General features: G+C 51.1%; 31 protein-coding genes. 13 read left to right on the top strand and 18 right to left on the bottom strand.

Going from position 1 to position 26,871, the window contains the following annotated elements; translation table 11 throughout:
• The first annotated feature begins 288 nt into the window (after nucleotides 1-288).
• The gene (locus tag SPK40_RS18910; RefSeq protein WP_248144530.1) at nucleotides 289-696 is read left to right on the top strand and encodes a flagellar basal body-associated protein FliL; all 408 of its coding nucleotides are present in this window, start codon (nucleotides 289-291) and stop codon (nucleotides 694-696) included.
• Nucleotides 697-760: 64 nt separating this feature from the next.
• Here the strand turns inward: SPK40_RS18910 and glpD are convergent, their stop codons facing one another.
• The 8 genes from glpD to ftsY all read right to left on the bottom strand — a co-directional run bounded on the left by glpD (nucleotide 761) and on the right by ftsY (nucleotide 9,139).
• Nucleotides 761-2,275 carry a glycerol-3-phosphate dehydrogenase gene (gene glpD, locus SPK40_RS18905; protein ID WP_330961531.1) on the bottom strand — a complete coding sequence of 505 codons (1,515 nt, stop codon included), beginning with the start codon at nucleotides 2,273-2,275 and terminating at the stop codon, nucleotides 761-763.
• A 278-nt stretch (nucleotides 2,276-2,553) separates the two neighbouring features.
• On the bottom strand, nucleotides 2,554-3,318 hold the full coding sequence (locus SPK40_RS18900) for a DeoR/GlpR family transcriptional regulator (RefSeq protein ID WP_248144532.1): 765 nt from the start codon (nucleotides 3,316-3,318) through the stop codon (nucleotides 2,554-2,556).
• Nucleotides 3,319-3,442: 124 nt separating this feature from the next.
• On the bottom strand, nucleotides 3,443-4,294 hold the full coding sequence (gene glpG, locus SPK40_RS18895) for a rhomboid family intramembrane serine protease GlpG (protein WP_248144533.1): 852 nt from the start codon (nucleotides 4,292-4,294) through the stop codon (nucleotides 3,443-3,445).
• Nucleotides 4,295-4,343: 49 nt separating this feature from the next.
• Nucleotides 4,344-4,670 carry a thiosulfate sulfurtransferase GlpE gene (gene glpE, locus SPK40_RS18890; RefSeq protein ID WP_330961530.1) on the bottom strand — a complete coding sequence of 109 codons (327 nt, stop codon included), beginning with the start codon at nucleotides 4,668-4,670 and terminating at the stop codon, nucleotides 4,344-4,346.
• Between the two features lie 569 nt (nucleotides 4,671-5,239).
• Complete coding sequence (rpoH, locus tag SPK40_RS18885; RefSeq protein WP_248144535.1) at nucleotides 5,240-6,100, bottom strand: RNA polymerase sigma factor RpoH; 861 nt, start codon at nucleotides 6,098-6,100, stop codon at nucleotides 5,240-5,242.
• 147 nt (nucleotides 6,101-6,247) lie between these two features.
• Nucleotides 6,248-7,174 (bottom strand): permease-like cell division protein FtsX, encoded by a 927-nt coding sequence (gene ftsX, locus SPK40_RS18880; RefSeq protein WP_248144536.1) that lies wholly within the window; start codon nucleotides 7,172-7,174, stop codon nucleotides 6,248-6,250.
• Complete coding sequence (ftsE, locus tag SPK40_RS18875; protein ID WP_330961529.1) at nucleotides 7,164-7,832, bottom strand: cell division ATP-binding protein FtsE; 669 nt, start codon at nucleotides 7,830-7,832, stop codon at nucleotides 7,164-7,166. The genes ftsX and ftsE overlap by 11 nt, the downstream gene beginning before the upstream one ends.
• Before the next feature lie 2 nt (nucleotides 7,833-7,834).
• Nucleotides 7,835-9,139, bottom strand: coding sequence for a signal recognition particle-docking protein FtsY (ftsY, locus tag SPK40_RS18870; protein ID WP_330961528.1), 1,305 nt, complete (start codon nucleotides 9,137-9,139; stop codon nucleotides 7,835-7,837).
• Between the two features lie 176 nt (nucleotides 9,140-9,315).
• On the opposite strand from ftsY, the gene rsmD reads away from it, so the two are divergent.
• Both rsmD and SPK40_RS18860 read left to right on the top strand, forming a co-directional pair.
• Nucleotides 9,316-9,921 (top strand): 16S rRNA (guanine(966)-N(2))-methyltransferase RsmD, encoded by a 606-nt coding sequence (rsmD, locus tag SPK40_RS18865; RefSeq protein ID WP_330961527.1) that lies wholly within the window; start codon nucleotides 9,316-9,318, stop codon nucleotides 9,919-9,921.
• On the top strand, nucleotides 9,918-10,184 hold the full coding sequence (locus SPK40_RS18860; protein WP_036750385.1) for a DUF1145 domain-containing protein: 267 nt from the start codon (nucleotides 9,918-9,920) through the stop codon (nucleotides 10,182-10,184). The genes rsmD and SPK40_RS18860 overlap by 4 nt, the downstream gene beginning before the upstream one ends.
• Before the next feature lie 62 nt (nucleotides 10,185-10,246).
• On the opposite strand, the gene SPK40_RS18855 is transcribed toward SPK40_RS18860, so the two are convergent.
• Both SPK40_RS18855 and SPK40_RS18850 read right to left on the bottom strand, forming a co-directional pair.
• Nucleotides 10,247-10,564, bottom strand: coding sequence for a putative signal transducing protein (locus SPK40_RS18855; protein WP_248144541.1), 318 nt, complete (start codon nucleotides 10,562-10,564; stop codon nucleotides 10,247-10,249).
• A 24-nt stretch (nucleotides 10,565-10,588) separates the two neighbouring features.
• On the bottom strand, nucleotides 10,589-11,215 hold the full coding sequence (locus SPK40_RS18850) for a lysoplasmalogenase (RefSeq protein ID WP_330961526.1): 627 nt from the start codon (nucleotides 11,213-11,215) through the stop codon (nucleotides 10,589-10,591).
• 348 nt (nucleotides 11,216-11,563) lie between these two features.
• Between SPK40_RS18850 and SPK40_RS18845 the strand changes: the two genes are divergently transcribed.
• Nucleotides 11,564-11,788: a hypothetical protein gene (locus SPK40_RS18845; RefSeq protein WP_330961525.1), complete on the top strand. Its 225-nt coding sequence runs from the start codon at nucleotides 11,564-11,566 to the stop codon at nucleotides 11,786-11,788.
• A gap of 399 nt (nucleotides 11,789-12,187) precedes the next feature.
• On the opposite strand, the gene SPK40_RS18840 is transcribed toward SPK40_RS18845, so the two are convergent.
• A complete protein-coding gene (locus SPK40_RS18840) occupies nucleotides 12,188-12,553 on the bottom strand; it encodes a DUF4145 domain-containing protein (RefSeq protein ID WP_330961524.1) in 366 nt (121 codons plus the stop codon).
• A 162-nt stretch (nucleotides 12,554-12,715) separates the two neighbouring features.
• On the opposite strand from SPK40_RS18840, the gene SPK40_RS18835 reads away from it, so the two are divergent.
• A complete protein-coding gene (locus SPK40_RS18835; protein WP_330961523.1) occupies nucleotides 12,716-13,045 on the top strand; it encodes a DUF2500 domain-containing protein in 330 nt (109 codons plus the stop codon).
• Nucleotides 13,046-13,058: 13 nt separating this feature from the next.
• On the opposite strand, the gene SPK40_RS18830 is transcribed toward SPK40_RS18835, so the two are convergent.
• Nucleotides 13,059-14,063 (bottom strand): acyltransferase, encoded by a 1,005-nt coding sequence (locus tag SPK40_RS18830; RefSeq protein WP_248144545.1) that lies wholly within the window; start codon nucleotides 14,061-14,063, stop codon nucleotides 13,059-13,061.
• 426 nt (nucleotides 14,064-14,489) lie between these two features.
• On the opposite strand from SPK40_RS18830, the gene SPK40_RS18825 reads away from it, so the two are divergent.
• Complete coding sequence (locus SPK40_RS18825; RefSeq protein ID WP_330961522.1) at nucleotides 14,490-16,085, top strand: AbgT family transporter; 1,596 nt, start codon at nucleotides 14,490-14,492, stop codon at nucleotides 16,083-16,085.
• Between the two features lie 70 nt (nucleotides 16,086-16,155).
• On the opposite strand, the gene SPK40_RS18820 is transcribed toward SPK40_RS18825, so the two are convergent.
• A complete protein-coding gene (locus tag SPK40_RS18820) occupies nucleotides 16,156-17,376 on the bottom strand; it encodes an EAL and HDOD domain-containing protein (protein WP_442957592.1) in 1,221 nt (406 codons plus the stop codon).
• Between the two features lie 167 nt (nucleotides 17,377-17,543).
• On the opposite strand from SPK40_RS18820, the gene SPK40_RS18815 reads away from it, so the two are divergent.
• Together SPK40_RS18815 and SPK40_RS18810 are read left to right on the top strand one after the other, a co-directional pair.
• Nucleotides 17,544-18,587, top strand: a complete 1,044-nt coding sequence (locus SPK40_RS18815) for an alpha/beta fold hydrolase (protein ID WP_248144547.1) — start codon at nucleotides 17,544-17,546, stop codon at nucleotides 18,585-18,587.
• A gap of 168 nt (nucleotides 18,588-18,755) precedes the next feature.
• The gene (locus SPK40_RS18810) at nucleotides 18,756-19,553 is read left to right on the top strand and encodes a Cof-type HAD-IIB family hydrolase (protein WP_248144548.1); all 798 of its coding nucleotides are present in this window, start codon (nucleotides 18,756-18,758) and stop codon (nucleotides 19,551-19,553) included.
• Nucleotides 19,554-19,628: 75 nt separating this feature from the next.
• Here SPK40_RS18810 and SPK40_RS18805 read toward each other — a convergent pair whose 3' ends face one another.
• A complete protein-coding gene (locus tag SPK40_RS18805; protein WP_330961520.1) occupies nucleotides 19,629-20,087 on the bottom strand; it encodes an EVE domain-containing protein in 459 nt (152 codons plus the stop codon).
• Between the two features lie 75 nt (nucleotides 20,088-20,162).
• On the opposite strand from SPK40_RS18805, the gene SPK40_RS18800 reads away from it, so the two are divergent.
• The 5 genes from SPK40_RS18800 (at nucleotide 20,163) to SPK40_RS18780 (ending at nucleotide 23,974) form a co-directional block, all read left to right on the top strand.
• Nucleotides 20,163-20,756, top strand: a complete 594-nt coding sequence (locus SPK40_RS18800; RefSeq protein WP_330961519.1) for a tRNA-uridine aminocarboxypropyltransferase — start codon at nucleotides 20,163-20,165, stop codon at nucleotides 20,754-20,756.
• Between the two features lie 158 nt (nucleotides 20,757-20,914).
• A complete protein-coding gene (locus tag SPK40_RS18795) occupies nucleotides 20,915-22,357 on the top strand; it encodes a coniferyl aldehyde dehydrogenase (protein ID WP_330961518.1) in 1,443 nt (480 codons plus the stop codon).
• 24 nt (nucleotides 22,358-22,381) lie between these two features.
• Complete coding sequence (locus SPK40_RS18790; protein ID WP_330961517.1) at nucleotides 22,382-22,981, top strand: TetR/AcrR family transcriptional regulator; 600 nt, start codon at nucleotides 22,382-22,384, stop codon at nucleotides 22,979-22,981.
• 251 nt (nucleotides 22,982-23,232) lie between these two features.
• Complete coding sequence (locus SPK40_RS18785) at nucleotides 23,233-23,541, top strand: hypothetical protein (protein ID WP_330961516.1); 309 nt, start codon at nucleotides 23,233-23,235, stop codon at nucleotides 23,539-23,541.
• Between the two features lie 112 nt (nucleotides 23,542-23,653).
• The gene (locus SPK40_RS18780) at nucleotides 23,654-23,974 is read left to right on the top strand and encodes a hypothetical protein (protein WP_330961515.1); all 321 of its coding nucleotides are present in this window, start codon (nucleotides 23,654-23,656) and stop codon (nucleotides 23,972-23,974) included.
• Nucleotides 23,975-24,024: 50 nt separating this feature from the next.
• Here the strand turns inward: SPK40_RS18780 and SPK40_RS18775 are convergent, their stop codons facing one another.
• Genes SPK40_RS18775 through SPK40_RS18760 form a run of 4 tightly spaced genes read right to left on the bottom strand, consistent with a single transcriptional unit; the run spans nucleotide 24,025 to nucleotide 26,806 of the window.
• Nucleotides 24,025-24,354, bottom strand: a complete 330-nt coding sequence (locus SPK40_RS18775; protein WP_330961514.1) for a hypothetical protein — start codon at nucleotides 24,352-24,354, stop codon at nucleotides 24,025-24,027.
• A 22-nt stretch (nucleotides 24,355-24,376) separates the two neighbouring features.
• Nucleotides 24,377-24,706: a hypothetical protein gene (locus SPK40_RS18770; protein ID WP_330961513.1), complete on the bottom strand. Its 330-nt coding sequence runs from the start codon at nucleotides 24,704-24,706 to the stop codon at nucleotides 24,377-24,379.
• A 12-nt stretch (nucleotides 24,707-24,718) separates the two neighbouring features.
• Nucleotides 24,719-25,051 (bottom strand): hypothetical protein, encoded by a 333-nt coding sequence (locus SPK40_RS18765; protein ID WP_330961512.1) that lies wholly within the window; start codon nucleotides 25,049-25,051, stop codon nucleotides 24,719-24,721.
• A gap of 45 nt (nucleotides 25,052-25,096) precedes the next feature.
• On the bottom strand, nucleotides 25,097-26,806 hold the full coding sequence (locus SPK40_RS18760; RefSeq protein WP_330961511.1) for a HEAT repeat domain-containing protein: 1,710 nt from the start codon (nucleotides 26,804-26,806) through the stop codon (nucleotides 25,097-25,099).
• Nucleotides 26,807-26,871 lie beyond the last annotated feature (65 nt).

Below are 26,871 nucleotides of genomic sequence, written 5' to 3'. Positions count from 1 at the left end.
CATCCCGGGCCCACTTTTACCGCCTTCAGATCAAGGCACAAAACGTGAGTTACACAACCAGGTACCATACAACAGCGTGTTATCATAACCTGCTGCAAAAACGGCATTATCCGGCGCGGATTTGACTACCAAAAGATCAACAGCCCCTGTAAAGGGTGATAGAATGTGTTCAATCAATCACATTGAATGATGCCCTATTGTAGCAAGCCGTCGCGGACAGGAATATCATTCCTCGCCAAAGTAGGCACTTGGGTAACAGATTTTTCCCAGACACAGATGGATAGCAAGATGAAATCTCTACTCCTGACCTTTGCGGTGCTGCTGTTGACCCTGAATCAGCCCGCTTTTGCTCAAGCAGCACCATCCGGTACACCGCAGTACAGCTATTTTACGCTGACGCCGGATATCACCACCAATTACACCACCCAGGGCAAAAAGCTGGGTTACCTGCGTCTGCAGGTGGATCTGATGGTTGCCGATCCTGACTTTCTGCCGCTGGTCGAACACCACGCCCCGCTGATCCGGGACGCCATTATTCAGATCATCGGCGAACAACCGGAAGCCAAAATCAAGTCACTGGCCGGCCGAGAAGCCATTCGCCAGCTATGTCTGAACAAAGTGAATGATTTGCTGATTGCAGAAACCAATCAAAAATTACTGACCGAACTGCTCTTTACCAAGTATCTGTATCAGTAAACCCCTTTCCAAAAAAGCAAAGGCGCTCATTGAGCGCCTTTGTTCTTAGTTTCCCGTTAAAATCTTATGCCGCAGCATGGGCACCATCACGCTTTGCCGCGATATACTCAGCGACCGCCTGCTGCTGTTCGCTGTTCAGATACAGACCCAGTTTGCTGCGTCGCCACAGGGCATCTTCTGCATTACTCACAAATTCATGATTCATCAGGTAATCCAGCTCACGGGCGTAGAAGCCTTCACCAAAATGCTGCCCCATATCGGTTTCGCTGTTCACACCGTCCAGCACCTGCCAGCACAGGGTGCCGTAGTTAGTTGCCAGCCGCTCAGCTGTGAAGGCATTCAGCCACTCATGACGTGTCTGCAGTTCGCGGCTTAAGCGCGGCAGATCAAAACCCGCTTCCCCGCCCGGCAGACAGGCATCGGCAGTCCAGGCGGAGCCCATATTCGGGAAAAAAGGAGCCAGTTTGCGCAAGGCTGCCTCGGCCAGTTTCCGGTACGTTGTCAGCTTACCGCCGAAAATAGACAACAGCGGCGGCTGTGAACCTTCCTGCTCCAGTTCCAGGGTGTAGTCCCGGGTCACGGCCTGCGGTGAATCGGATTCATCATCACACAGCGGACGCACACCAGAGTAAGTCCACACCACATCCGTCCGTTGCAGCTTGTGTTTGAAGTGTGCGTTGTATACTTTCAGCAGGTAGCGGATTTCGTCTTCATCGATTGCGACCTGACGCGGATCGCCGTGATATTCCACATCCGTGGTCCCAATGATTGAGAACCGGTCCAGATAAGGGATCACGAATACGATACGCTGATCTTCATTCTGCAGGATATAAGCCTGAGGCTCATCATGCACACGAGGCACCACGATGTGAGAACCTTTGATCAGTCGGATATTACGCGGAGACGGAGTCTCCAGGCTGGTGTCATAAAAGGTTTTCACCCATGGACCAGCCGCATTGACTAACGCATGTGAGCGGCGCACAAATCGCTCACCTGTCAGGCTGTCCAGGACAGTGACGCGCCAGATGTCGCCATCCCGCTCTGCTTTCTCGACACGGCAACGGTTCCGGACTTCGCCGCCACGGGCAGCAGTTTCCATTGCATTGAGTAGCACCAGACGGGCATCATCCACCCAGCAGTCGGAATATTCAAAACCACGGGTGATTTCCGGTACCAAAGCCGAGTCATTGCCAAAACGCAGTCCTTCACTTCCCGGCAACGTCGTGCGTTTGCCCAGGTGATCATAAAGGAACAGGCCGGCACGGATCATCCAGGCGGGTCTCAGGTGCGGGCGATGAGGCAGACGGAATCGCATCGGCTTGGCAATGTGCGGGATTTTTCGCAGCAATACTTCACGCTCCGCCAGAGCTTCACCCACCAGACGAAACTCGTAATGCTCCAGATAACGCAAACCACCATGGATCAGTTTGGAACTGGCCGATGACGTCGCCGAGGCAAAGTCTTCAGCTTCAAACAATGCGACCTTGAGACCACGCCCTGCCGCATCGGCCGCTATACCGGCACCATTAATCCCACCGCCGACGACGATGATGTCCAGAATCTCATTTGCTGCTGTCATGCCTTTCACCTGTACCCTTCATTGATCGACTCGTCTGCATCCCTCTCTGCTTTATATTAGGACATGCATTCGAAAGTCGTCATTTCGATTTTATGTTCGATATCGCTCAATATAGACAAAAACGACGTCGACATCATCTTTTTTATGCTCGAAATATGACACCAACATGATCATACGCACAAAAAAAGCTGCCTGTTCGGGCAGCTTTGTCAGTATTCAGGGGCAGATATAAGATCAGTCTGAGCACAAATGAGCGAAAACGCTCAAATTTGAAATCTTCAGTCGGAAATAATTTCGAGATGAGTTTCCAGTTCCGCCATCCGCTTCGCCAGCGGCTCAGGCGGCGTTTTATTGGTGAACAACATATCCACCTGACTGATATCACCAAGGTTGACCATCGCGTTCCGGCCGAACTTAGTATGGTCAACGCCCAGCATGACACAACGGCTGTTCTCAATAATCGCCTGCTTCACCCGGACTTCATGGTAGTCGAAATCCAGCAATGAGCCATCCAGATCAATACCGCTGATCCCGATAATGCCGAAATCGAGCCGGAACTGTGAAATAAAGTCCAGCGTGGCCTCACCCACGATACCGCCGTCACGGTTTCGCACCTCGCCACCGGCCAGAATCACCCGGCAATCATCTTTACCCGTCAGGATACCAGCAACATTGAGGTTGTTGGTCACCACCCTTAAATCGGTATGGTTCAGCAGGGCGCGGGCCACAGCTTCCGGGGTCGTGCCAATATCAATAAACAGGGTTGCGCCATCCGGAATATGCTTGGCCATCGCCTGCGCTATCCGGTCTTTCTCAGCCAGTTGCATCACTTTCCGGGTCGTATAGGAGGTATTCACCGAACTGGACGGCACCGTCGCCCCACCGTGGTGACGGCGAATTTTATTCTCTTCTGCCAGTTCGTTCAGATCACGGCGGATGGTTTGCGGGCTGACATGAAATCGGGCAACCAGATCGTCAGTACTGACATAGCCCTGGGTTTTCACGAGATCGACGATCTCCTGATGACGTTTGCTTTGCTTCACTGCTGTAACTGCTCCTGATAAACGAAGATCAAATAACCGTAATGCCCGGGTATCCACGGCCTGCTCATCTTACTGGGCAATCCCGCCTCTTGCCAGAGAGGGGATCCCACTCCTGAAGGAAAGCTCATTGCGCCTGATTCTCGGGGTGGCGCAAACGTGCATCGACAAAAGCCAGTAAACAGCCTGTCACCAGTCCGAATAAATGAGCCATGTTCGCTATCTTGATACCGAGGATGTCGGCAAAACCCAGTACCAGCCACACCAGCATGAAGACAACAATATTGTTCGGGATACTCAGCCCCCGTGACGGCGCCAGCCAGCCCAGCCACCAGAGATAGCCCATCAACGCATACACGACGCCAGAGAGGCCACCGAAATTCGGGCCATTAACCCAGAACTGTGCCATGCCGGAGATCAGCGCTGACAGGAGAAAGATTTCCAGCAATTTCCCGCTGCCGCTGTGACGCTCTAACTGCCCGCCCAAAATCCACCACCACAGGCAATTAAACACAATATGGAGTAATGAGAAATGAAGCAGGCTGTGTGACACATAGCGCCAGAGTTCCCACCCATCGCCTTGCATCAGCGGAAAGTGCAGCCAGTCAAATAAAGGCCGCTGCCAGCCCAATATCCAGCCGACATAAATGACGATGGTCAGGACCATGACGCTCAGACAGACCGGTCCGGCCTGTGCTTTCACCATCGCAATCAAACTCGGGCTCTCATACCTAAACTGGGGTTGAGAACCCGTGCGGGCGACCTGCCAGGAAGCCGCAAGATATTTCTGATCATCCGGATGGCTGACAAACTGCTTCCATTCTGCTTCCGTTTCCACCTGATGCTGCAGATCCGCTAACCAGATAGCAAACTGCCCGCCAGGCTCCGAAGCCAGTCTCAGCTCAATGCCGCGCGAGGCCATATAATCAATAAAAGCCTGCGCCATACGGGGATTATCGAGCACGGCAATTCGCTGCATTTTCGGTTCCCTTTCAATGGTTACATGTCAGGCACTGATCTGAGACGGATCATTGACCCACACAAGGATAAGATTCGCGGCGCCAGGCCTCAAATCCGCCATCCATGCTGTAGACCGTCTCATATCCCTGATTGATCAGGTACTGTGCGGCACCCTGTGAACTGATCCCATGGTAGCACATGACGATTACCGGCTGGTCGAAATCAACCTCATCCATAAACTGGACGATGGAATCATTGGTCAGGTGAAATGCAGCGTCCGGACGGGACAACGCATGGGACTGAGGATCGCGAATATCGACCAGCACAGCGCGGCTCTCCGGCTGCTGAATTAATGTGTACGCCTGCTCAACAGAAATATGTTCAAACTGCTCCATGAAAGCCTCATTCCAGTGTTTATCATCGGCGACAGCCCGGATCGTTCGGCTGTCACCAGAAAAATTCACGATCCTTTCAGAGGGATCGATCAAAATCAGACAAGGTAAACCCGAATCATTTTCAGGGGAAACCTCAGCCAGGATGCTGCCCGCCAGTATACCTCACTCAGTTACTCACAGCTTTGAAAAAATCAGCCGGGGCGGCTGGTGTCCGACCAGCGTGAATACGCCTTACAAACTCCGTACTTAGCCTCGCCACTGTTTTCTCATCCTTTTTCACTGATCATCCTTTCACCATCTGTGGAAAAGACTGTGAATAGCGTTGATAATGTGTTGGAGTCAAAGAGGATCCACTAGATGTAGTAAAGATCATGGAAAACACTGTGGATAATAATTTTCGAGCATCTCGACAAAAGTAACCAGAGATCCGCAACCCGCCGTATTCCCTGACTTCAGAAACAAAAAAACCGGCCATCAGCCGGTTCTCTCATTCAATAACACTGTGGATAGAAAATCCAGTTTCCCGGAAAGATCCTAAGCCTCACAGGATCATCCGTTTGTCTGGATCCTTACAGGGCTTCACCCACAGCATCTTTCAGTTTGCGCATGGCATTTTTCTCCAGCTGACGAATACGCTCAGCCGAAACACCATAATGATCCGCCAAATCCTGCAGCGTCGCTTTGTCATCATCCAGCCAGCGCGAGCGGACAATATGCTGGCTGCGATCATCCAGGTTCGATAATGCCACTGACAGACGATTATTCGCATGGCTTTCCCAGTTATTTTCCTCATAGCTGAGTGCCACATCCGAAGACTTATCTTCCAGGAAGTACACCGGTGCCGCATAGCTGCTGTCACGTTCATCTTCATCAACTGGCATGTCGAACGTTGCATCCTGCGCGGCAAGACGGGATTCCATCTCGCGCACTTCGCTGGTCTCTACTCCCAGCTGCTCTGCCACCATTTCGACTTCTTCATTGTTGAACCAGCCCAGACGCTTTTTGGCTTTGCGCAGATTGAAGAAGAGCTTGCGCTGCGCCTTGGTCGTCGCCACTTTGACGATCCGCCAGTTACGCAGCACGTATTCATGAATCTCAGCTTTAATCCAGTGAACAGCAAAAGACACCAGGCGCACCCCGACTTCCGGGTTGAAACGCTTCACGGCCTTCATCAGACCGATGTTTCCTTCCTGTACCAGATCAGCCATTGGCAGACCATAACCGGAATAACCGCGGGCAACATGGACTACAAAACGCAGGTGGGACAATACCAGACCGCGTGCAGCCTCAATATCGCCTTCATAATGCAGACGCTCAGCTAACTCGCGTTCCTGCTCAGCTGTCAGCATCGGATAGCTGTTCACAGACTGGATATAACCTTCCAGACTGTCGGCAGAAACTAAAGCTAATGAAGTCATCTCTTTTGTCATTCAAGCAACCCCTGTGGATTCATCGCCAGAGCCTTTTACTCTGGACTTTCACGTAAATCAGGCAGTGATTAAGCTGCCTGACCGACAATAATGCCTGTAATGCTGCACAAAATGCAAGCGCACATCCTCTAGGTAGAGTGCGTTACATCAGATTGGTTCAATTTCTTTTAAGTGCCTCCCAGCACTGAGACGTGCAGCCAGCACCCCAAGCAGCGACGACAACATGATCAGCAACAGGCATTCATCCCAGGCCAGGCCCGTTAAGTGAAAATCACTGCCATACAACAACGCCAGTTTATCCACTGCACTTTCAATCATCAAGCACACCAGCGTAGTAAGCACTAACGCAAAGACCGATGCCAGTAAGCCATACCATGCGCCGGTATACAGAAACGGCCTCAGAATATAGGTGTTGGTCGCACCGACCAGCTTCATCACCTGAACCGCTTCTTTCTGGTTTTGCAGTTGCAAACGCAGCGTATTTCCGACAATCAGGAACACTGCCAGCAGCATCAGCCCGGCCATCAGCATCGCCAGGGACACACTGAGCTGCTGAATGGCCTCAAGCCGCTGCAGCCAGTCACTGTCGAGTCTGACATCATCCACACCGGCCAGATCTCTGAGCTTTTCAGCCAGCCGGGCTGCGGCGGCACTGCTCTGCCACTGCACCGTCGGTTTAATCACCAGCACGGCAGGCAGCGGATTTTCATCCAGCAGACTTAAAGCCTTGGTAAACCCGACATGATTGCGAAATTCCTCCAGCCCCTGCTGAGGTGAAATATAGTCTGTCTGTGCGACTTCCTGCCAGCCCGACACACGCTCAAGCAACTGACGGGCTTCAGCATCACCGCTGCCGGAAGCCAGATACACCGTCAACTGCGTCGGATTCTGCCATGCCTGACTGACAATGCTGATATTTTTTGCGGCGATGTAAAAGCACGCCGGCAACGTCAGGGCCACAGTCAGTACGGCCAGAGTCAGCACATTCCCCAGCGGACGACGCCACAAATCTGTCAGTGCCTGCTTACAAACCTGTCGCTGCATCGCCAGCCAGCTTTGGGATTCACGCGCCATAAGTCACCTCGCGCATCATGCCATTGTGCAGATCCAGACGACGGTAGGTATGCCGGTTCAATAAAGACGTGTCGTGTGTCGCCATCAGCACGCTGACGCCCACCCGGTTAAATTCTGCAAACAGCGCCATCATCTGCTGAGACAAATCTGCATCCAGGTTTCCGGTCGGTTCATCCGCCAGGACAACCAAGGGCTTGTTCACAACGGCACGGGCAATCCCCACCCGTTGCTGTTCCCCGCCGGAAAGCTGGATCGGCAGGCATTGCGCCTTATCCAGCAAGCCGACTTTATCCAGCGCTGCAGACACCCGGCGTTTCACATCCCCGGGCGGAGACTGGGCGATCTGCAACGGCAGCGCGACATTCTCAAACACAGTTCTGTCCATCAGCAGTCGGTGATCCTGAAAAATCATCCCGATATGGCGGCGCAGAAAGGGGATTTGATGACTGTCAATCCGGGTGATGTCATGCTCGTTAAAGAAAATGCGGCCATCACTCGGCCGCTCAATTGCTGCAATCAGTTTCAGCAATGTACTCTTCCCTGCCCCGGAATGACCGGTCAGGAAGGCCATCTCACCTTTACCCAGGTGAAAATTCACTTTTTGCAGGGCTTGTCGGCCACCCCGGTATGCTTTACTGACCTGCTGAAACTGAATCACGCTTATTCCTCGTCGCTAAACAGTGCCTCAATAAATTCCTGGGCGGCAAAAGGACGTAAATCTTCAATGCCTTCCCCGATACCAATGTAACGGATTGGAATGTTGAACTGATCGGCAATGGCGAAAATTACACCACCTTTGGCGGTACCATCCAGCTTGGTCAGTGTAATACCAGACACCGGTGCCACTTCGCTGAACAACTTGGCCTGACTGATCGCATTCTGACCCGTACCGGCATCCACCGTCAGCATGATTTCATGCGGCGCCAGCGGGTCGATCTTCTGCATCACCCGGACAATCTTACGCAGTTCTTCCATCAGATTGCCTTTGTTTTGCAGACGACCTGCAGTGTCAGCAATCACGACATCCACCTTGCGTGCTTTCGCAGATTCAATGGCATCGTAAATCACGGAAGCACTGTCTGCCCCGGTATGCTGCGCGACCACAGGCACGTTGTTGCGCTCACCCCACACCTGCAACTGTTCCACAGCAGCGGCACGGAATGTATCTCCTGCAGCCAGCATGACAGACAGGCCCTGGCTCTGGAACTGCTTCGCCAATTTCCCGATGGTCGTGGTTTTACCCACGCCGTTCACGCCAACCATCAAAATGACGTAGGGCTTACGGCTGGTATCGATCACCAGCGGCTGCTCCACTTTGGCCAGCATGTCACTGAGTTCATCTTTCAGCAGACCGTACAGGGCCTCGCCGTCTTTCAGTTGCTTGCGGTCCGCTTTTTCCGTCAGGCTTTCGATGATTTTGAGCGTTGTATCCATCCCGACATCAGCCACCAGCAGCTGCTCTTCCAGCTCTTCAAACAGATCATCATCAATCTGCTTGCCGCGGAACAGACCGAAGAAGCCCGAGCCCAGTTGATTTCGGGTTTTCTTCAAGCCTTTCATCAAACGGCTGAAAAAACCTTCACGCTGCGGCTTTTCCTGTACTGCTGGTTCTGAAACAACTGCCGGAATTTCAGTTTCAGGTTGTACTTCAGGCTGTTCCTCAGCCACAGCTTCGACCGGGTGCTCTGCTTCAGCAACCGGATGATCCTGTGCCTGAGCTTCCACATCCAGATGGGCACTCTGCTCCGGTAATTCCGGGGCTTCTTCACGCTGTGCCTGAGTCACATCTTCAGCCGGCTCTGCGTCCGGTGCTGTGACCTCCGGAGTCTCAGTGGCTGTCGCAACGTCCTGAGTCTGCTCAGCCTCAACGACTTCTTGCTGCTGTTGTTGTTCCTGTTGCTCGGTCTGCTCTTCCGCGCCAAAACCCAGCCATGAAAATAATCCGCGCTTCTTTTTTTCTGCCATTGGCAAATCCTGGAAATTGATTGATACAATTTGCGGCCTGAAAACAAATGGCCTGTTTATCTTTGGGCTTGCATTTGCTGTACAGTGCTCCCTGTCGGGTAACCTGGCGACAGTGACAAACACAAAGATAATCAGGCCCATGTATACTATCACTTTCTCTACGGTCGAAGAAATGTATGACAAGACGTAAGACACAATCCGGACACAAGGCTAACAAACCCAGCCAGGGAGGCTTTGTGCGTATCATCAGTGGCCGCTGGCGGGGACGCAAACTGCCGGTCCATGATGTCGCCGGGCTGCGCCCCACCACCGACCGTGTCAAAGAGACCGTTTTTAACTGGCTGGCACCGGAAATCCATGGTGCCAGATGCCTGGATTTGTTTGCCGGCAGCGGCAGTCTCGGACTGGAAGCCTTGTCCCGCGGCGCCGACCACCTGACGCTGCTGGAGCTGGACAGCAAAGCCGCCAGTCAGCTCAAGCGTAACCTGGACACACTGGGAACGACTCAGGCCACGCTGCACCAGACAGATACCCTGACGTATCTGGCCAATCCCGGTACCGCCTTTGATCTGGTGTTTATCGATCCGCCATTTCGCCGTGACATGCTGTCGGATGTCTTCCGCCTGCTGGAATCCAACGGCTGGCTGGCACCTGAGGCCCTGATTTATCTGGAAGCCGAGAAAGAGCTCGGCTTACCTGACACCCCGGAACACTGGCAGCTGCTGAAAGAGAAAACGGCAGGTCAGGTCAGCTACCGGCTGTATCAAAGAGAGGAACTATGAAAACGCTGATTCTACTGGCCAAAATTGCAATCGGTTTTGTCTGGGCAGTACTGCTGCTTAACCTGTTCTACCCGTTTCCGGGCGTGGCTGCGATTGCACTCTATATCATGACGGCCTTTTTGCTGGCGATGCATGGCCTGCAAATGCTGATATTTCTCGGCGCCTTCGGCGATAAGCTGACTTTGGGGCGGTGGGAAAAGTGGTCCATTCTGGCTTTCGGGATTTTTGCCCTGCTGGATATTCGTCGCAAGCACATGATGTAAACATAACAAGGGTGCCATCAGGCACCCTTCTTTTATCTTCGTACGATTCAGGCCATCGCGATTCAGCTCTCCGGTCTGTCCGTCCCGCACTGCCAGCACCAGTCGAACTGGCCTTCATTCAGTTCACCGCAATCCGGACATTGCCATTTCTTCTGACTGCCCTTTTCATAACCAGCAAGCAGCTCTCTTGCCCGGATGGATTCATCCTCCGGTACCCAGAGCATCACTTCCACCACATCTGCCGGCAGCTCACCTGCTGCTGAACTGAGGTTTTCCCCCGTCAGGCGAACCCGTAACCCGGCATGTTCCAGCAAACCTTTGAGGGTGTGCGCTTCAAGGCTGTTTCCAGCCCGGTAAACCGACTGCCAGGTGAATGCCATACCCCGTCCTTCTGCTGCTCAGATTCAGCGTAGCAGAACGCTGATGACCAGCAATGACTGGGACAGATAATAAGTCGTCATAATACTGCCCGTCGCGGTACGAAAGCTGCCCCGGAAACGATCCAGCGCCAGCAGCGTATCCGAGACCAGAAACATCAGCGCTCCGGCAAACGCGGCCAGCCCGGCGCCAGTTCGCGTGGTAAGCCAGTACTCACCGGCTGCCCAGGTCATTTGCAGGATGACGGCAACATAAACCGCCACAGGTATCGCCAGACGGCCAAGAGACGGCAACAGCAGCAGATACACAATAATTCCGGCACCGCCCAGCAACGCCGGCAACCACCAGACGATCGGTGCCGCCAGTTCTCCCCAGAATGCGAAAGAATACACAATATGCGCCAGCAGAAAACTCGTCAGGCCGGCAACAAACCTGTCTTTGGGCAGCATCAGGAAGATATCGCCCACCACAGAACACAGCAGCCCGGCAACAATCACCTGCTGATAGAGATCACCGCTGCCAAACTGAAAAGCCGTTGCCAGCAACAGCACGATTGTAAACGGCTTAAAGAGATAAAACTGCCACTGAGGACCGCGATAAGCGGCATTGATATGCAGCAAAGCTGAAAAAGAGATGGCTAACCAGACCCACATATGTCCACCAGAGTTATCAAAGCTGTCACAGTGTAAAAAGCCCGATGAGATTGTCTAGCCCGGAAATAACTTTCACCCGTCCAATTCTCACCTCTGTGATCTATCACACTTTCACATAACTTATTCTTCCTGAGATTAATCTGGCAACTTTCATCCATCTTATCCCATCGCCGTTTCAGCGATTGCGTCTTCTTTCCTGGTGATACCCGTGCGAAGTCAAGCTGACAGGGCCTTACCTTAAAAACCAGTAACATCTTTTCAAAAAATACCGCTATCAGCGAAAGATATCACGCTCAAAACCAGAAACAAAAATCAAATAAAAACATATATATAAATGAAAAGTCCACTATGAAATTCATCACAGAGCCCCAATCGCTGACTTTTGAGCATTTTGATGCAAGTGATACAGAGAAAATGGCAAGCGCTGACAGAAAGCGTATGCAAACTATTCAATCACTGTATACCAGACTTTATCAACAAGAACTAAATTACCAAAAACAACCCAAAATCAGACGACAGCAATATCCAAACGCTAAAAAGAAAGAAATTAACGATAAAAATACCACGCAATAAAAAACAAAACAAAAAATACAATAAAAACAACAAATTAACAAGAAAAATTAGTCGAGATAATTTTTTGATCGATTTTTATACAAGCCATTTCTGACAGTTTACTTGGAACAATCAATGGAATTTATGGCAACTAAAAGTAAATTTATTGCTAAATATCACACCTTATCTTTGATCAAACCGTAAAAAAAGTGATATTCTAGACCCCATCAATCCAGCAGCAACAGTAAGGAGCCTACCACCATGTTATCTTCCTCTCAAAAACAAGGGCTTGTCATGATCGCCGTCGTCGCCGGCCTCATGTTGCTGCCTGTGCTTTAATAAGCAAAAACTAAAGATTACCAAACAAAAAAAGGTGCCTGAGGCACCTTTTTTTGTTCAATCACAGAGAGCGCTACACGATTAAGGCCGTAGTTTGATCAAATGCCAGTTACTGGAGTAAAACCATAGTGCCAGAGCTGTCATCCCAACGACCAGCATTACAACAACAGCCCAGACCCGACGACCACTCCGGGGCGTCAGTTCTTTCTCACATGCACGACAGGCTTTGCGAAACCCCCGGCTGTCATCCAGCACAAAACCATCTTCGTGCACCACTTTATTCCGGATGGTCGCGACATAACGCAACGAGGGAATAATCTCATGCGGCAATCGCTCTTCGCAGCTGGTGATCAACTGATGCAGCCCTTTACCTTCTGCGTGGTAATGATGCTTCAGTAAATACTCAAGCCGACGACTGCGGCTCACCACTAACTCAATATCCGTCACCAACCACTACTCCCTACACAAACCTTCTTTCTTAACCTTACAGGCAGATCAGCCCCTTGCAAACCCGTCTGGTGAGAATCCCGCTCACAAACACCTGACGCCGTCACTGACAATCCGGGCCCATCTCAAGCATAATGCAGCCTGAGAGTGAAGGAGTTCGCCATGCCATTTTTTCCGTTTCTAATCCTGGCTGTATTACTGAGTCTGGCCATTGCCAGCTTTGTCTTCGTCTACCGCCGCCATCTTTCTGGCCGTCATGCCGCTGACAAGCAGATTGAGGTACAAATTCTTGATAAACAAAGTTTATCTGTTGATGAACACCCAACTGACGGTGACAACACACAATACTGGCTGTATGTTCAGCCTCTCAAAGGCGGTCCCAAACGTGAATTTCAGGTCGGTGTACACTTTTATCATGCCCTGAATCCCGGTGACTGCGGCACCCTGACCTACCGGGGCAGACAGTTTATGCATTTCGCACTGAAACGCTGAGCTGAGATTGTCTTCAGGGCACCAGCCAGGCCGTAAACCGACTCTGACTGAGCAGCCAGCTGGCCAGTAACGCCAGTCCTCCGGCGATCAGTGTCCAGAAAGGAATCATCAGCACCGGGTGGATAAAATACAAATCAAACGCTCTGACCGGCCACAGAAACAGCGGGTGCAGCAGATAAATCCCCAGGCTGTAGCGACTGACAAAAGCCAGCTTCGTCAAAGTCTGCTCACTCAGTCTATCCGCCAGATAACGGCACAGCGCAAACACCATGGCTGCAATGATGACTGTATTGAGAGTTTTGTACGATAACCAGCGTCCGACGGTATATTCACCCAGCAAAAAGCTGTTATGGATCACCATGTAATCCGTCAGTAACAAGGCAGCGATGCCCAACGGCAGCAGCCAGGTCAGCGTCGGCCAGGAAAAGCGGAAAAGACTGTAGCCCAACAGCAAATAACCGCTGTAGAGCACCAGCTGATGGCTCCAGGGACCGTCAATAAAGAGCAGAAATAAGCCTGTCACCACCATCCACAAGAATGTCACGCCTTTGATGGCTGTCGGGTCAGCCCGTTTCACCCAAGCCTGAAAAAATGGGATCACAAGATACAGCGGAATAAAGTAATAAAAGAAGCCAAGGTGGTAATAGGTTTCATGTTCCGGCATTTCAGCCAGGGTATGCAGCGCAGTTTCAGACTGAAACCCATCCGGGGTTACTCCTGACAAAAACGCATAAAACAGCGACCAGACCAGAAAAGGCACCAGCACCTTACCCAACCGCCGCCTCAGGTAATAATTCAAATCAAACGGCCGGGTGTCACTCAGCATCAGTGCCCCGGTAATCATGATAAAGACGGGCACTGCCCAGCGGCTGAAACTGTTATAGCTGATGGCCGTCATCCAGGCATGATCGGGAATTTGCCCCAGCAATTCTCGATAAGGGCCAAGCACATGGATCACCACCACCGCTGTTGCCGCGACACAGCGTAATAGATCAATAAAGATAATCTTTTCCCGCATAGACTCCTCTCTGCGATGGCGAACCACCCATCCGATGCTTGTCGTCCAGATTAGGCGCCAGCTCCTGTCTTAATGTTAACAGAATGATAATATGAATGGCGTTTTATTCTTTGCAGCCCATAATTGTGAACCCCATTACAAAAATCACAGTAAAAAGCACCGTTCCTGCTCAGAAGAATCTTTCCTGTTCTGCCCTGACTTCTTCACAAATACACAACAACACACATAACCAGAAGCGATTTGATTTAAAACTCATAAAATAACAGGAATAAAAAACCAGATAAAATGCAAAACATCAGTTATAAATCATACAAATGAAATATTTTGACACACTTTTATTTTGTTGGGGCTATTAACAATAGCGTAACCTCCCGCCCCTAAAACAAGACGCCCATAGACGGGTATATGACGAAAAAGGAGGTCGTGATGCATTCCAGTGCTTCACAAAATCAAGTAAATCCCAAAAAAACGCTGTTTACGCGCTTTCTGGACACCGTTGAGTGGCTGGGTAACCTGCTGCCCCATCCAATCACCCTGTTTGCGCTGTTCAGCCTGGTGATTCTGCTCGCTTCAGGGATTGCCGGTTATTTCGGTGTGTCAGTCCCTGACCCGCGACCTGAAGGAGCTCCGGGCCGCTCCGCTGACGGCCTGATCCATGTGGTCAGCCTGCTGAACGCAGAAGGCCTGCAAATGATTGTGGCCAACCTGGTGAAAAACTTCACCGGTTTCGCGCCACTGGGCACCGTCCTGGTTGCCATGCTGGGTGTCGCCATTGCAGAACATTCTGGCTTACTTTCTGCTGCAATGCGCGGTCTGGTCATGGGCGCATCCCGCCGCATGGTCACGCTGGTCGTCGTCTTTGCCGGTATCATCTCGAACACGGCAGCCGAGTTAGGTTATGTGGTTCTGATCCCGCTGGCAGCCATGCTGTTCCATTCGCTGGGCCGCCACCCGCTGGCTGGTCTGGCAGCTGCCTTTGCCGGGGTATCCGGGGGCTACAGCGCAAACCTGCTGCTGGGTACCGTTGACCCGCTGCTGTCCGGTATCACCCAAACGGCAGCGCAGATGATCGATCCGACCTATGAAGTTGGTCCCGAAGTAAACTGGTACTTCATGTTCGCATCCACTTTCGCGATCACGATCATGGGCGCATTTGTGACCGAGAAAATCGTTGAGCCGAAGCTGGGTACCTACAATGCCGGGGATGCCAGCGATGATCTGGGCCAGGACAAAATGGGCGAGCTGACAGCTCTGGAGAAGAAAGGTCTGAAAGTGGCCGGACTGGCAACGCTGGCTGTTTCTGTCGTGCTGGCGCTGACCATCGTGCCGGAAAACGGCATTCTGCGTCATCCGGAAACCGGGCTGATCTCCGGCTCACCGTTCCTGAAAGGGATTGTGGCATTCATCTTTGTCTTCTTTGCCATTCCGGGTTTTGCCTTCGGCAAAGTGGTCGGCACCATGAAAACCGATCGCGACGTGATCGATGCAATGTCAAAGTCCATGTCTTCAATGGGCATGTACATCGTGCTGGTCTTCTTCGCCGCTCAGTTTGTCGCTTTCTTTAAGTGGACCAACTTTGGGCAGGTCTTTGCCGTTGCCGGTGCTGACTTCCTGCAGTCGATCGGTCTGACCGGTCCGATGCTGTTCTTTGCCTTTATCCTGATGTGTGGCTTCATCAACCTGATGATCGGCTCCGCTTCTGCCCAATGGGCCGTCACAGCTCCGATCTTTGTCCCGATGCTGATGCTGGTCGGTTATGCACCGGAAACCATTCAGGCGGCATACCGGATCGGCGACTCCGTGACCAACATCATCACCCCCATGATGAGCTACTTCGGAATGATCCTGGCCGTGGCTACCCGTTACCAGAAAAATCTGGGCCTGGGTACTCTGATTGCCACGATGCTGCCGTACTCCATGGTCTTTATCGTGGGTTGGAGTCTGATGTTCTACATCTGGGTCTTCATCCTGGGTATCCCGGTCGGCCCGGGTGCCGCGACTTACTACACCGTCGGTGGTTAATGCTGCCAGAACAACAAACCGGGCCCAGTGCCCGGTTTATTTTTTCCTCTTTTTCAGGTCTTGCCTGAAACTACTTCTGATAAGGAATCTGATAGCTGGTCAGCCAGTGCAGGGTCTGATGGTAAACATTCGCCACCTGTGCTTCATTCACACCCAGTTTCTGACAGTAGCGGGCAGTCATCTCCCAGTCCGCATTATCATAGGCATCCAGCAGATTCAGAATGTCCCCCAGCTCTCCTTCCCGGTTGAGCAGCGCACTGTGTACCTCTTCCGACAATGGCAGCAGCTCCAGCAGCTTCGGCAGCGGTTTATCCAGCAACGCATCCAGCAGAGAGAATATACCGGCCAGAAAGGCCTGATCACTGTTCAGGCGGATCCCGCTGCCCCGCGCCAGTTCCTCGCACATCCGGGCCCGTTGCAACGACAAAATATACAGTTCCCGGGGTTTGCGGATGGAAGCATGTGCAGCAGCCACCACAGACACAAAGAGTTTGATTTTCTCTTCCCCGAGATACACCAGTGCCTGTTTAAAATTGCCAATCGGCGACAGCGTGCGGTGGGCGGCCGAATTCACATAGCGCAGCAGCAGATAAGACAGCGAGACATCGCTGGAGATAATGCGCTCCACACGTTTGAAATCCACCGGCGTCCGGCTGATTTCCCGCAGTAATCGCAGTGTGGTCAGCGTTTCAGGCGTCACCTGACGGTTTTTCAACAGCTCGGGTTTGCTGAAGTAATAGCCCTGGAACAAGTGAAAACCCGCAGTTTTGGCAGCCTCAAACTCTTCCCGGGTTTCGACCTTCTCGGCCAGAAACTTCAGTCGCCGGCTTTTCTGACTGGCGACAAAGGCACATGCCTGCTGGCAGCCCAGCTTGATAAAATCGAGCTTAATCAGATGAACAAAGGGCAGGAAGCGCTGCCACGCCGGATCCAGCTCAAAGTCATCCAGCGCAATGGTATAGCCCTGTTTGTGCAGATGACGGACTGCCGCCAGTAACTCGTCGTCCGGAACGCAGGTTTCCAGGACTTCAATCACAACTTTTTGCCGCGGCAGCAGCAAAGGCATCAGCTTAATCAGACTGTCATGGGGAAAATTGATAAAGGTTCGCTGACTGGCCGTCGCCAGATCATCCCCGACAGCCATATAGTTTTCCACCAGTAACCGACTGGTCGCCGTGTTTGCTTCGATCTGGGGAAATGCATTCTGCTCCCCGTCACGGAACAAAAGCTCATACCCCACCGTGCGCTGCTGGCGGTTCAATATAGGCTGACGAGCTACGTAGGCATACATATCCGGAATAGTAATGACCTTAGTCAGATGGATGACAATAACAATAATAGAAAGACATCCGTCTGGATGTCGCATCCAAAACCATCAACACTTTACGTTATACTGGAACATATTACGAATTCCTATATGCCGCCAGGCATAGCTGATAAATGTTGGACACGCTTCCCATGACGCAAGGTAAAACACTTTCCCTCAACCACGAGGTATTAAGCATGGAACCCAACTTCTCCGAGACCATGGCCGGTCCGGTAGCAGAATGCTGGGCACACAGGCATCAGGGACATTTTGAAGGGGTCTCTGGGATCCCCATCGCCTGGATGAGCCTGACAGGATTCAGTCAGGACAAGGTGATTGTTCTGGTCAATGGCAGGATTGAGACCTTCCACAAATATCAGGAGCTGTGCTGGGAACTGACCCGGCAAGGTTATGATGTGTTCGCCCTGGATCACCGCGGTCAGGGCTGTTCAGGCCGGATGGCGACGGATACCCAGCTGGGGCATGTTGAAGAGTTTTCAGATTATGTGGCAGACCTGAACACCTTGATTGAAACCGTTGTCAAACCCGCCGGCTACCGGCAGCACTTCATTCTGGGCCACTCTATGGGTGGCACCGTCGTCAGCCTGTATCTGGCACAGCACCCGGATTTTTTTGACGCCGCTGCCCTGAGTGCCCCGATGCACGGCATCAAAATCAGCCACTGGATGAAACCTATCGCGTCACCGCTGGCGCGGGTGGCGGAGCAGTTGCAGCGTCAGCCTGGTTACGCGCCGGGTCAGGTTCCCTATTACCCCAAACCGTTTGCCGATAACCCGCTCAGCCAGAGCCGGTGCCGGTATGACTGGTTCCGGCAGCTCTACGAAGAAAACCCGAATTTCAAACTCGGCGGCCCCAGTTCCCGCTGGGTGTGGCAAGCACTGGCCGCGGCACGTCAGGCCGTCGCACTGGCCGGTCAAATCCGCTGCCCGGTGCTGCTGCTACAGAACAGCGAGGACACCATCGTCGACAACCGGGCGCAGAATGTGTTCTGTCAGCGGATCCAGCAAGGCGGCGGCCACTGCCATCTCAAGGTCATCCAGGGGGCGCGACACGAGGTTCTGTTCGAAGAGGATCGCTTCAGGAGCCCCGCAATCGAAGCAATTCTGGCGCATTTTTCCCATTATAGTGACAGCAAGACTGAAGCGTCGCTGGCCGCCAGCAGCCAGGCAGGCTGATGGCTTGGTCCAGTTGAAGCCCGGACACAACGCAGCAGAAATAGCGGAAAAAAATAATGCCGCAGAATAGCCTCTTTTCTGAGGCTCATTCTGGTTTACACTGCTGATATCAATCAACCGGCTCGGCACAGCGCGCAGCCGGACACCATCAGACAACAGAGACGTGCCATGTATAAAATTGTTGCTTCCGATCTCGACGGTACCCTGCTGACCCCGGACCACCAGATTGCTCCTTTTACCAAAGAGGTACTTCAGCAGCTTCATCATCAGGGAACAGATTTTGTCTTTGCAACCGGCCGCCACCATGTGGATGTTGCCGAAATGCGCGAAAAGCTGGGCATTCCGGCCTACATGATCACGTCGAACGGCGCCCGGGTCCATACCTGTGACGGAGAGGAAGTGTTCCGTCAGGACGTCCAGCCAGAAATCATTCTTGGCCTGATGGCACTCACCAAAGATGAGCCTGATCTGCGTATTCACCTCTACCGGAATGACGACTGGCTGTTGAATGTAGAAGATCCATACCTGCGTGATTTCCACAAAACTTTCACATATCAGTTGTTTGACGTCGAAAATCCGCCGCTTGAAGGCGTAGCCAAGGTTTTCTTTACCCGCGACGATAAAGATCACGACAAACTGGTGGTGCTGGAAGACAAGTTCCGTGCCGTATTCGGTGACCGCGCCAATATTGCCTTCTCCACCCCCTGGTGCCTGGAAGTGATGGATATCGGAGTCTCAAAAGGTCATGCTCTGGCAGCCGTGGCGCTGGCAAAAGGCTACGAGCTGAAAGACTGCATCGCATTCGGCGACGGCATGAACGATGTAGAAATGCTGACCATGGCGGGGAAAGGGCTGGTGATGGGCACTGCCCACCATAAAGTGATGGCCGCACTGCCAGAGAACGGAGTCATCGGTTCCTGTGCAGACGAAGCCGTCGCGCACTATCTGGCTGATCATCTGCTGTAAACCAACGGATTCGTCAATGCATACACACGCCGCCAACATCCCCGTTCTGGCGGCGTTTTCATTTCAGAAGCCTGCTTAAAACTGCCCGGTCATCCGCAGAATTTCCTGCCATTGTTGTGCCGTCACAGGCATGATGCTGAGACGATTGCCGCGCTGTACCAAAGGCATTTCGTGCAGGGCATCATTGGCCTTGATTTTCTTGAGCGGCACCAGACGCAGGTGACGGACGTACTTAATATCCACCATGACCCAGCGCGGGTTTGCAGGATCAGATTTCGGGTCGAAATACGGGCTTTCCGGATCAAACTGAAAGTGGTCCGGGTAAGCTTCACGCACCACTTTCGCAATGCCGGCCACACCGATATCCTTGCACGACGAGTGGTAAATAAAGACTTCGTCTCCAACCTTAATCTCATCCCGCATCATATTGCGCGCCTGATAATTCCGCACACCCTCCCAGCAGGAGACGTTCATCTGCTTGAGGGTATTGATGGAAAAGGTGTCCGGTTCTGTTTTAAATAGCCAGTAAGCCATATCGCATCCTGTTGGGTGATTTTATCGTATCAGGGCAGTACCATAAGCTCAGAATACCACAAGCAATCACTATCCATGCGCATTGAATCACCAGACACCTGTGCCCGCTGCGGCTTTCGTTACAATTGTATTTGTCATGCGGAGCCGAAGCTCCGCTGTCAGGCTCGCTTTGTCCTGCTGACCCACAGCAAAGAATTCGACAAAGACAGCAATACCGGTGTGCTCATGGCACGCAGCCTGCCCGATTGTCAGCGTATCTGCTGGTCGCGCACCGAACCACCCCATGATCTGCTGAGGCAGATCGCCGATCCGCAGGTACAGCCATGGTTGCTGTTTCCGGCCGACGACCATCATCCGGCCACCGATTATCATCCAATCACAGACAAAACTCCGCTGTTCATCCTGCTGGATGCCACCTGGCAGGAAGCTCGGAAGATGGTGCGAAAAAGTCCCTGGCTGGCCGCTTTACCCCGGCTGAGCCTGACCCCGGACCAGCTGTCGGCCTATGCTCTGCGTCGCAACCAGCAATCAGGTAATCTCTGCACCTGTGAAACCGGCATCGCCCTGCTGAATTTGCTGGAAGCGCATGAAGATGCCCGCGCCTTACAGCACTATTTCGAGACGTTCCTGCACATCTTCCATGCAGAAAAAAGTGGCCACACCCGCTAATTTTTTGCGCCGGATTCTGGTCATTTCTTGCGCTGCCTGACAAAGCCCCCTATATTTAACCGACTAGTCAGTCGGTTTTCGTATTTCAGTGCCGAGCTGAACTTACACATCGAACATTGCCAGATAAAATCAGGGCCGGTGCCCGACAGGAGATCAAGATGACCGTAGCCACCGCCTCGAGGGAAAGTCAGCATATCTTCACGCTACAGCATATCTTCAACCATCAGCGCAGCGAATTTTCAGCGCAGCCGATGCCAGACTATGCCAATCGTGCCACCGCCCTCAAACAACTCAAAACAGCATTACTGAAGAACAAAGAAGCGCTGTGTGAGGCTTTAGCGCAAGATTTCGGTCACCGCAGCCATCAGGATACGCTCATCAGCGATATCCTGCCCTGCGTCATGCAAATCAATTACACCCTTAAGCGCTTGAAAAAATGGATGCGCCCCTCGCGCCGTCACGCCGGGCTGCTGCTGATGCCGGCTAAAGTGGAAGTGATTTACCAGCCACTGGGAGTGGTTGGCATTGTCGTACCCTGGAATTTTCCGGTGATGCTCAGCCTCGGTCCGCTGATTTCGGCGCTGGCTGCCGGGAACAGGGCAATGATCAAACTCAGCGAGTTTACCCCGGCCACCAACAAAATTCTCAGCTCCCTTCTGGCGAGCTTGTTTGAGGACGCTCAGGTCGCCGTCATTGAAGGTGAAGCTGACGTGGCAGCCACCTTTACCCGATTGCCTTTCGATCATCTGCTGTTCACTGGCTCCACCGCCGTCGGCCACCATGTCATGCGTGCCGCTGCTGAAAATCTCACCCCGGTCACACTGGAGCTGGGCGGCAAATCTCCGACCCTGATCGCTCCGGATGCCGATATAGCGCACGCTGTGGAGCGGATGATTTTCGGAAAATGCCTTAATGCCGGCCAGATCTGCGTGGCCCCAGACTATGTCCAGGTTCCTGAAGACAAAGCACAAGAGTTCATCTCTGAATTTAAGCAACAATTTGTGGCCATGTATCCGCAAGGGGTCCACAGCCGCGACTTCACCTCCATTGTGAATCAACGTCAGTTTGACCGTCTGAATCTGTGGCTTGAAGAAGCCCGTCACCAAAACGTGGTCATCGAACCGGCGCATCCCGAAGCACTGGACGATAAAGCACATCGCATGGTGCCGCATTTGCTGCTGAATCCGGATGAAAACCTGACGCTGATGCAGCAAGAAATTTTCGGCCCGCTGTTGCCCGTCATCACCTATCGTACCATCGAAGAAGCGCTTTCTTACATTCAACAACGGCCCAGACCACTGGCGCTGTATCTGATGACGCACGATGCTGCGCTGCAAACACAGGTCAAAAACAACATTCATGCAGGTGGTATGGCAATTAATGACACTATCTTTCATGTGGCAGCCGATGACGCGCCTTTTGGTGGGATCGGCCCGTCTGGCATGGGGCACTATCATGGCAAAGAAGGTTTTCTGACCTTCTCAAAGGCGAAAACTGTCCTGACCCGGGGCAAAATTAATACAGCCAAACTGGTGATGCCGCCTTACACGGGCTGGAAAGCGATGCTCCAAAAAGCCATGATGACTTTCTTCCTGCGTTGATCCTGTATTATGCTGGCTCTCCCATTGAGCCAGCATTCCGATGACAAACGCCAGATGAGCCATACGAAGAAACAACAGCTGTTAGACGCCGCCCTGCACTTATTCATCGAGCAGGGTATCCAGGCCACTGCAACCGCTAAAATTGCTAAAACAGCCGGTGTTGCCAATGGTACCCTGTTTCATCATTTCGCCAATAAACAAGCACTGGTCGAAGCGCTGCAGCTGAGTATCAAGGAAGAAATGGCACAGGCAATCACACCGCCGGACTCAAGCCTCGCTCTGCGTGAACAATTGATTCATCTCTGGCAGGCTGCGATTCAATGGGGACTAAGCCATCCGCAGAAGTTTCAGTTCCTTCGTCAACTCGCAAACGATCCGCAATACCCACTCAGTCAGCAGCATGCCATGCTGAGTCTGGCACTGCCTTTACTGCCACAACTCATCACACAGGGCCAAAGTGAAGGCATCCTGGCCGACTGGCCACAATCACTGATCCTCAATACCTGTCACAGCCAGTTCTTATCAACCGTCAGCCTTTTTACTGAGCAGCCCGAGCTTGCCATTGATCCTGCCTGCCTGCAGGCAGCCTTTGATATGCTCTGGTATGGTATGGCGCGTCGCTGACTTGCCTTGAAAATTCAGCTGGGAAATTCTCTGATGAATAGCTCTGTTGAAGATCAAATTATTTTTAACTGTATTGATGAATCAACCGTAACAAAGAGTCGATAAAATTCACAAATCATGTGAAGACATAAATTGAACTCCCATCAATATTTTCATTTCATCACCTGATATAATTCAGATTTCCCATGTCATGATTCATTTTAAAAATGACCGCACTCTACGCACAAATTAAATATCAAAAGGAAGATATCATGAAAAAACTCGCATTAATTTCAACATTTATTTTCAGTACATTCAGCGTATCTGCTGAACCAACCTCCACACCAGCAGCAGTTCCGAAAAATCTTCATGTCTATGACTTACATGGCAATACATATATCGACCTTTTAGCACATGGCTGTTCGAATATCAGATATTACCTATCCCCAACTCATCCGAAATATGATGCCATTGTTTCCATTTTGCTAACCGCTCAAACAGCCAATAAACCCGTGATTATTCGTTACGAAGGCTGTAACCCGCAGAGCCAGGGCAATATTGTTGGAGTTTACCTGCCTTAAATCTGAAACTGAAAAATCAACAAAAACATTCACTACTGTCTTTTGAATATTACATTTTTAGTTCAACTACACTGAACACCATGCAAACTAATTTAGACTAAAGGGTATCTTCATGAAAAAGCTTTCCATTCTTTTATGTTCGCTATTAAGCCTGAATAGCTTTGCTGCGAATTATTCTCAAGATAACGACGTTATCAGCAAAGTCTATGTGAATCCTGAAGGCGCTATCGCATTACAGCTTCAAAACGGTTTTCCAAGAGCCAAAGGAGACAATCAATGCCCAAAATCAAATGGATGGGCCGGACTTCGAGTAGCAGATAGTGCAATTCAATCGGCGATACTGGCAGCAAAAACAGCGAGCCTCCGGGTAACTGTTACAATTGAAGGTTGTGAAGGAAACTGGTTTAAAGTGAAAGATATATACCTCGAATAATCAAAAGGCCCGTAAATACAATTTTACGGGCTTCAACATTCTATGTTGATTCAGTCCATCGAGACGTATTGGATATCTTCCCCATCTTTCCAGCGCGTACAGGTTCCTGTCCCGCTGACAGTCACTACTTTTCCACTGGCTTTCGCCGCCAGCAGCATGCTGTACTGCGACTTACCGTAAACGCTGTTTTCGTCTTTAACCATCCAGTAAGTGTGATTTTGAGCACATGTTGGGCGATCCTTCATCTCCCCGGCAATGTGTACATAATGTAAACCATCATCCCGGACAATCAATTTGATGACTGTGCCTTTCACATACCCTGCATAGGCGGCAGAAGTAAACAAACAAGATGCCAGAAAAATACCGAACAATGTCTTCATTAATATATACCCCATACTATTTTTATCCTAAAGGATCGACCTGTGTAACCACACAATAACCTCCAGTCGTTTCAATGCCTGACGTATAAACAGTGGCCGTTCGATTATTCGAAGCCCACTGCGCCAGTACCACAGAAACTATCGTGGTATTTTCCTGCTTTATCTTTAACCAGTTATATGGCGTGCCTTTACAGTGGTCCGGAATATTCCCATTCTCCATCATAATTAACAAAGCGCCTTCAATGGCCGTGATATTGGTAATTTTTCCAGAGACATAATGACCAGCTGCATTTGCAAAAAACGTCATCAATGCAAAAGCTATTACAACAGTTATATTCATTAATTTTTTCATTTCAATTCCCTATTACATAAACATACGAACATACATCACTTCACAGCCTTCAGAGTGTTCAATTACACGAACTGTAAGTTTCTTTTTTGTTGACAGTGCTGTCAGTATCGTGGAATACATAGCGTCAAAAACAGGATGTGTTTTTTTCAACGTCATGTAATAGCCTTCCACCAGCTTGCAATTTAACTTTTCCTTGCCCGCTGGCGCTTCTAAATAGATATTTCCAGCGCCACTCGGATACACCGAAGCCAAAACATCCTTTCCAACACCATTACATTGATTTTGGTAACACGCGGACCAAACAGACGGCGTAAAAAACAATACTATAATTAGTATAACCTTCACCAGTTTCTCCTGATTTAAATACGATAAATAACGCATCACCTGCACTTATTCATCATTGGATTGCACATTATTTAATACACTTTCCGCATAGTTTTTCAGACTCGTGATACCTATGCGGGGAATGTAGTCTTTCAGTACCTGAATCGCGTCCGGATACTGCACAGACATCTGCCCCAGATTGTCAATGAGTTGTCGAATGACATACTCATTGTTTTCAACCTTTAATCTGTCTCTGTAGACATCGACAAATTCTGGACCCGGTGTTGTAAAGCTCAGACTGGTTGAAGAGATTTCTCTCATCCGGCCATCGTCATCCGAAAGATGCTTTAACAACACGCCCTGCGCTTCCGGTGTATTCACGAAACGCAGCGCATCCAGAGCCGAATAGCGCACCTGTTTGTTTTCATGCGTTAAATACCCCGTCACAACCTCGGTTTGCTCCGCCAGACCCATATTCCCGATCACACTCAACGCATCCTCAATGTGCTGGGCATCGCTGCTCGCGGTGAGCTGCGACTTGACCTCGTCATAAATCGCCAGGCTTCTGGCGCGATCATCATCCTGTAAGAATCGGGCCATGCCGCCCAGCACCAGTTGGGCTTGCAGTCTTTCATCTTCTGAAGGAAGTGACTTTGCCAGGTCACGGACAGCGGACTCACTTTCCAGCGTCGGATAATCCAGGAAAATCATTTTCAGCATGATAGCTTTCTGCTTTTCCAAAGAAGACGAATCCATCACATCCAGCAAAATGTTCTGTGCTTCAGTCGTGCCAATCGAGACCAGCAAGGTGCTCAGCATCTGAAACGCCGGATGCTCCGCCTGATAAAGACTCAGCCAAAGCTTCACCTGTTCCAGACGAGACGGATCGAGTACGACCCATGCTCTGAGCTGATAGAACAAGCTCGCCTTGCCCCGGTTATCCAGAGACGGGACCTGTCTGAGCCGAGTACTGAAGGTGGTGACATTTTCTGTTCCTACCGTCTGTTCATACATCTGCTTTTCCAGCAATTGTCGCTGATAGTCGCCATTGAGCGTATCGCGGATAAAGGCTGTGTCCATCTGGCTGTCAGTTTCAGGCACCTCCGAAACAGACAGAAACGCCGCCGAGAAGTGTGCTTTTTCCTCCGCCAGTTTCCCGCTGGCAGCATAAGTTTCTTTACTGCGGTCCATTGCAATTTGACTGATGCGTTTTGAGAAACGACTGACATCAATGTTCACCGACTGCTCCAGTCGCAACAAAGCGTTTTGAGGCCGATAAGACTTATTCACACGGATGTACCAGCCCGGAATCAGCGCCTCGTCAATGTCATAATACACATCATAAGCAGATGAAAAATCTGCCTCGATGGTTTGCCAGTTGGATTTCCCCTGATTTGAAAGTGAGATCTGGAACTGCGCAATCATGTCTTTTAACAGGGGCGAAAATTCTTCGTAATATGCCTCCTGAAACTTCAGTTCATGAAACAAACCATCACGATTCAGATTGGCGTAGACAACCATATCCTGCGGCCAGCGGCTGCTGGTACGGCCATTCATCTCAGCCATAAATGATTCAGGCTGAAATCTGAATGCCAGCTGATACCCCTGAGCCGTTTGCTCAAGCACATCGATAAACATTTGCCCGATATAACTGTAGTTCACCTTTAAGTCAGGCTGATAAGAACGCCCCTGCCCCACCAGATTCGTGACGCCGGTAGCATGGTTCTGATACTTCACTTCATAGTGATAAGAGCTGCCGGGCTCATATTGAATCACATACGGGTCACCTTTTATCTTGAACAACACAAGCAAAATTATGCCTGCAAGAATCATGGTACTCA

The sequence above is a fragment of the Photobacterium sp. 53610 genome (assembly GCF_036409375.1).
Taxonomy (GTDB): Bacteria; Pseudomonadota; Gammaproteobacteria; order Enterobacterales; family Vibrionaceae; genus Photobacterium.
Note: the sequence above shows the minus strand (reverse complement) of the source record. Positions and strands in the feature narration are given on the sequence as shown.

Coding starts and splice junctions, on each gene's coding strand:
- SPK40_RS18795 (WP_330961518.1), top strand. CDS start 20,915: ATGACCGTAGCCACCGCCTCGAGGGAAAGTCAGCATATCTTCACGCTA.
- SPK40_RS18810 (WP_248144548.1), top strand. CDS start 18,756: ATGTATAAAATTGTTGCTTCCGATCTCGACGGTACCCTGCTGACCCCG.
- SPK40_RS18770 (WP_330961513.1), bottom strand. CDS start 24,706: ATGAAAAAATTAATGAATATAACTGTTGTAATAGCTTTTGCATTGATG.
- SPK40_RS18845 (WP_330961525.1), top strand. CDS start 11,564: ATGAAATTCATCACAGAGCCCCAATCGCTGACTTTTGAGCATTTTGAT.
- SPK40_RS18805 (WP_330961520.1), bottom strand. CDS start 20,087: ATGGCTTACTGGCTATTTAAAACAGAACCGGACACCTTTTCCATCAAT.
- SPK40_RS18835 (WP_330961523.1), top strand. CDS start 12,716: ATGCCATTTTTTCCGTTTCTAATCCTGGCTGTATTACTGAGTCTGGCC.
- SPK40_RS18855 (WP_248144541.1), bottom strand. CDS start 10,564: ATGGCATTCACCTGGCAGTCGGTTTACCGGGCTGGAAACAGCCTTGAA.
- SPK40_RS18850 (WP_330961526.1), bottom strand. CDS start 11,215: ATGTGGGTCTGGTTAGCCATCTCTTTTTCAGCTTTGCTGCATATCAAT.
- SPK40_RS18775 (WP_330961514.1), bottom strand. CDS start 24,354: ATGAAGACATTGTTCGGTATTTTTCTGGCATCTTGTTTGTTTACTTCT.
- SPK40_RS18800 (WP_330961519.1), top strand. CDS start 20,163: ATGCGCATTGAATCACCAGACACCTGTGCCCGCTGCGGCTTTCGTTAC.
- rsmD (WP_330961527.1), top strand. CDS start 9,316: ATGACAAGACGTAAGACACAATCCGGACACAAGGCTAACAAACCCAGC.
- SPK40_RS18860 (WP_036750385.1), top strand. CDS start 9,918: ATGAAAACGCTGATTCTACTGGCCAAAATTGCAATCGGTTTTGTCTGG.
- ftsY (WP_330961528.1), bottom strand. CDS start 9,139: ATGGCAGAAAAAAAGAAGCGCGGATTATTTTCATGGCTGGGTTTTGGC.
- glpG (WP_248144533.1), bottom strand. CDS start 4,294: ATGCAGCGAATTGCCGTGCTCGATAATCCCCGTATGGCGCAGGCTTTT.
- SPK40_RS18820 (WP_442957592.1), bottom strand. CDS start 17,376: ATGTATGCCTACGTAGCTCGTCAGCCTATATTGAACCGCCAGCAGCGC.
- glpD (WP_330961531.1), bottom strand. CDS start 2,275: ATGACAGCAGCAAATGAGATTCTGGACATCATCGTCGTCGGCGGTGGG.
- SPK40_RS18910 (WP_248144530.1), top strand. CDS start 289: ATGAAATCTCTACTCCTGACCTTTGCGGTGCTGCTGTTGACCCTGAAT.
- rpoH (WP_248144535.1), bottom strand. CDS start 6,100: ATGACAAAAGAGATGACTTCATTAGCTTTAGTTTCTGCCGACAGTCTG.
- glpE (WP_330961530.1), bottom strand. CDS start 4,670: ATGGAGCAGTTTGAACATATTTCTGTTGAGCAGGCGTACACATTAATT.
- SPK40_RS18825 (WP_330961522.1), top strand. CDS start 14,490: ATGCATTCCAGTGCTTCACAAAATCAAGTAAATCCCAAAAAAACGCTG.
- SPK40_RS18815 (WP_248144547.1), top strand. CDS start 17,544: ATGACGCAAGGTAAAACACTTTCCCTCAACCACGAGGTATTAAGCATG.
- SPK40_RS18780 (WP_330961515.1), top strand. CDS start 23,654: ATGAAAAAGCTTTCCATTCTTTTATGTTCGCTATTAAGCCTGAATAGC.
- SPK40_RS18785 (WP_330961516.1), top strand. CDS start 23,233: ATGAAAAAACTCGCATTAATTTCAACATTTATTTTCAGTACATTCAGC.
- SPK40_RS18830 (WP_248144545.1), bottom strand. CDS start 14,063: ATGCGGGAAAAGATTATCTTTATTGATCTATTACGCTGTGTCGCGGCA.
- ftsX (WP_248144536.1), bottom strand. CDS start 7,174: ATGGCGCGTGAATCCCAAAGCTGGCTGGCGATGCAGCGACAGGTTTGT.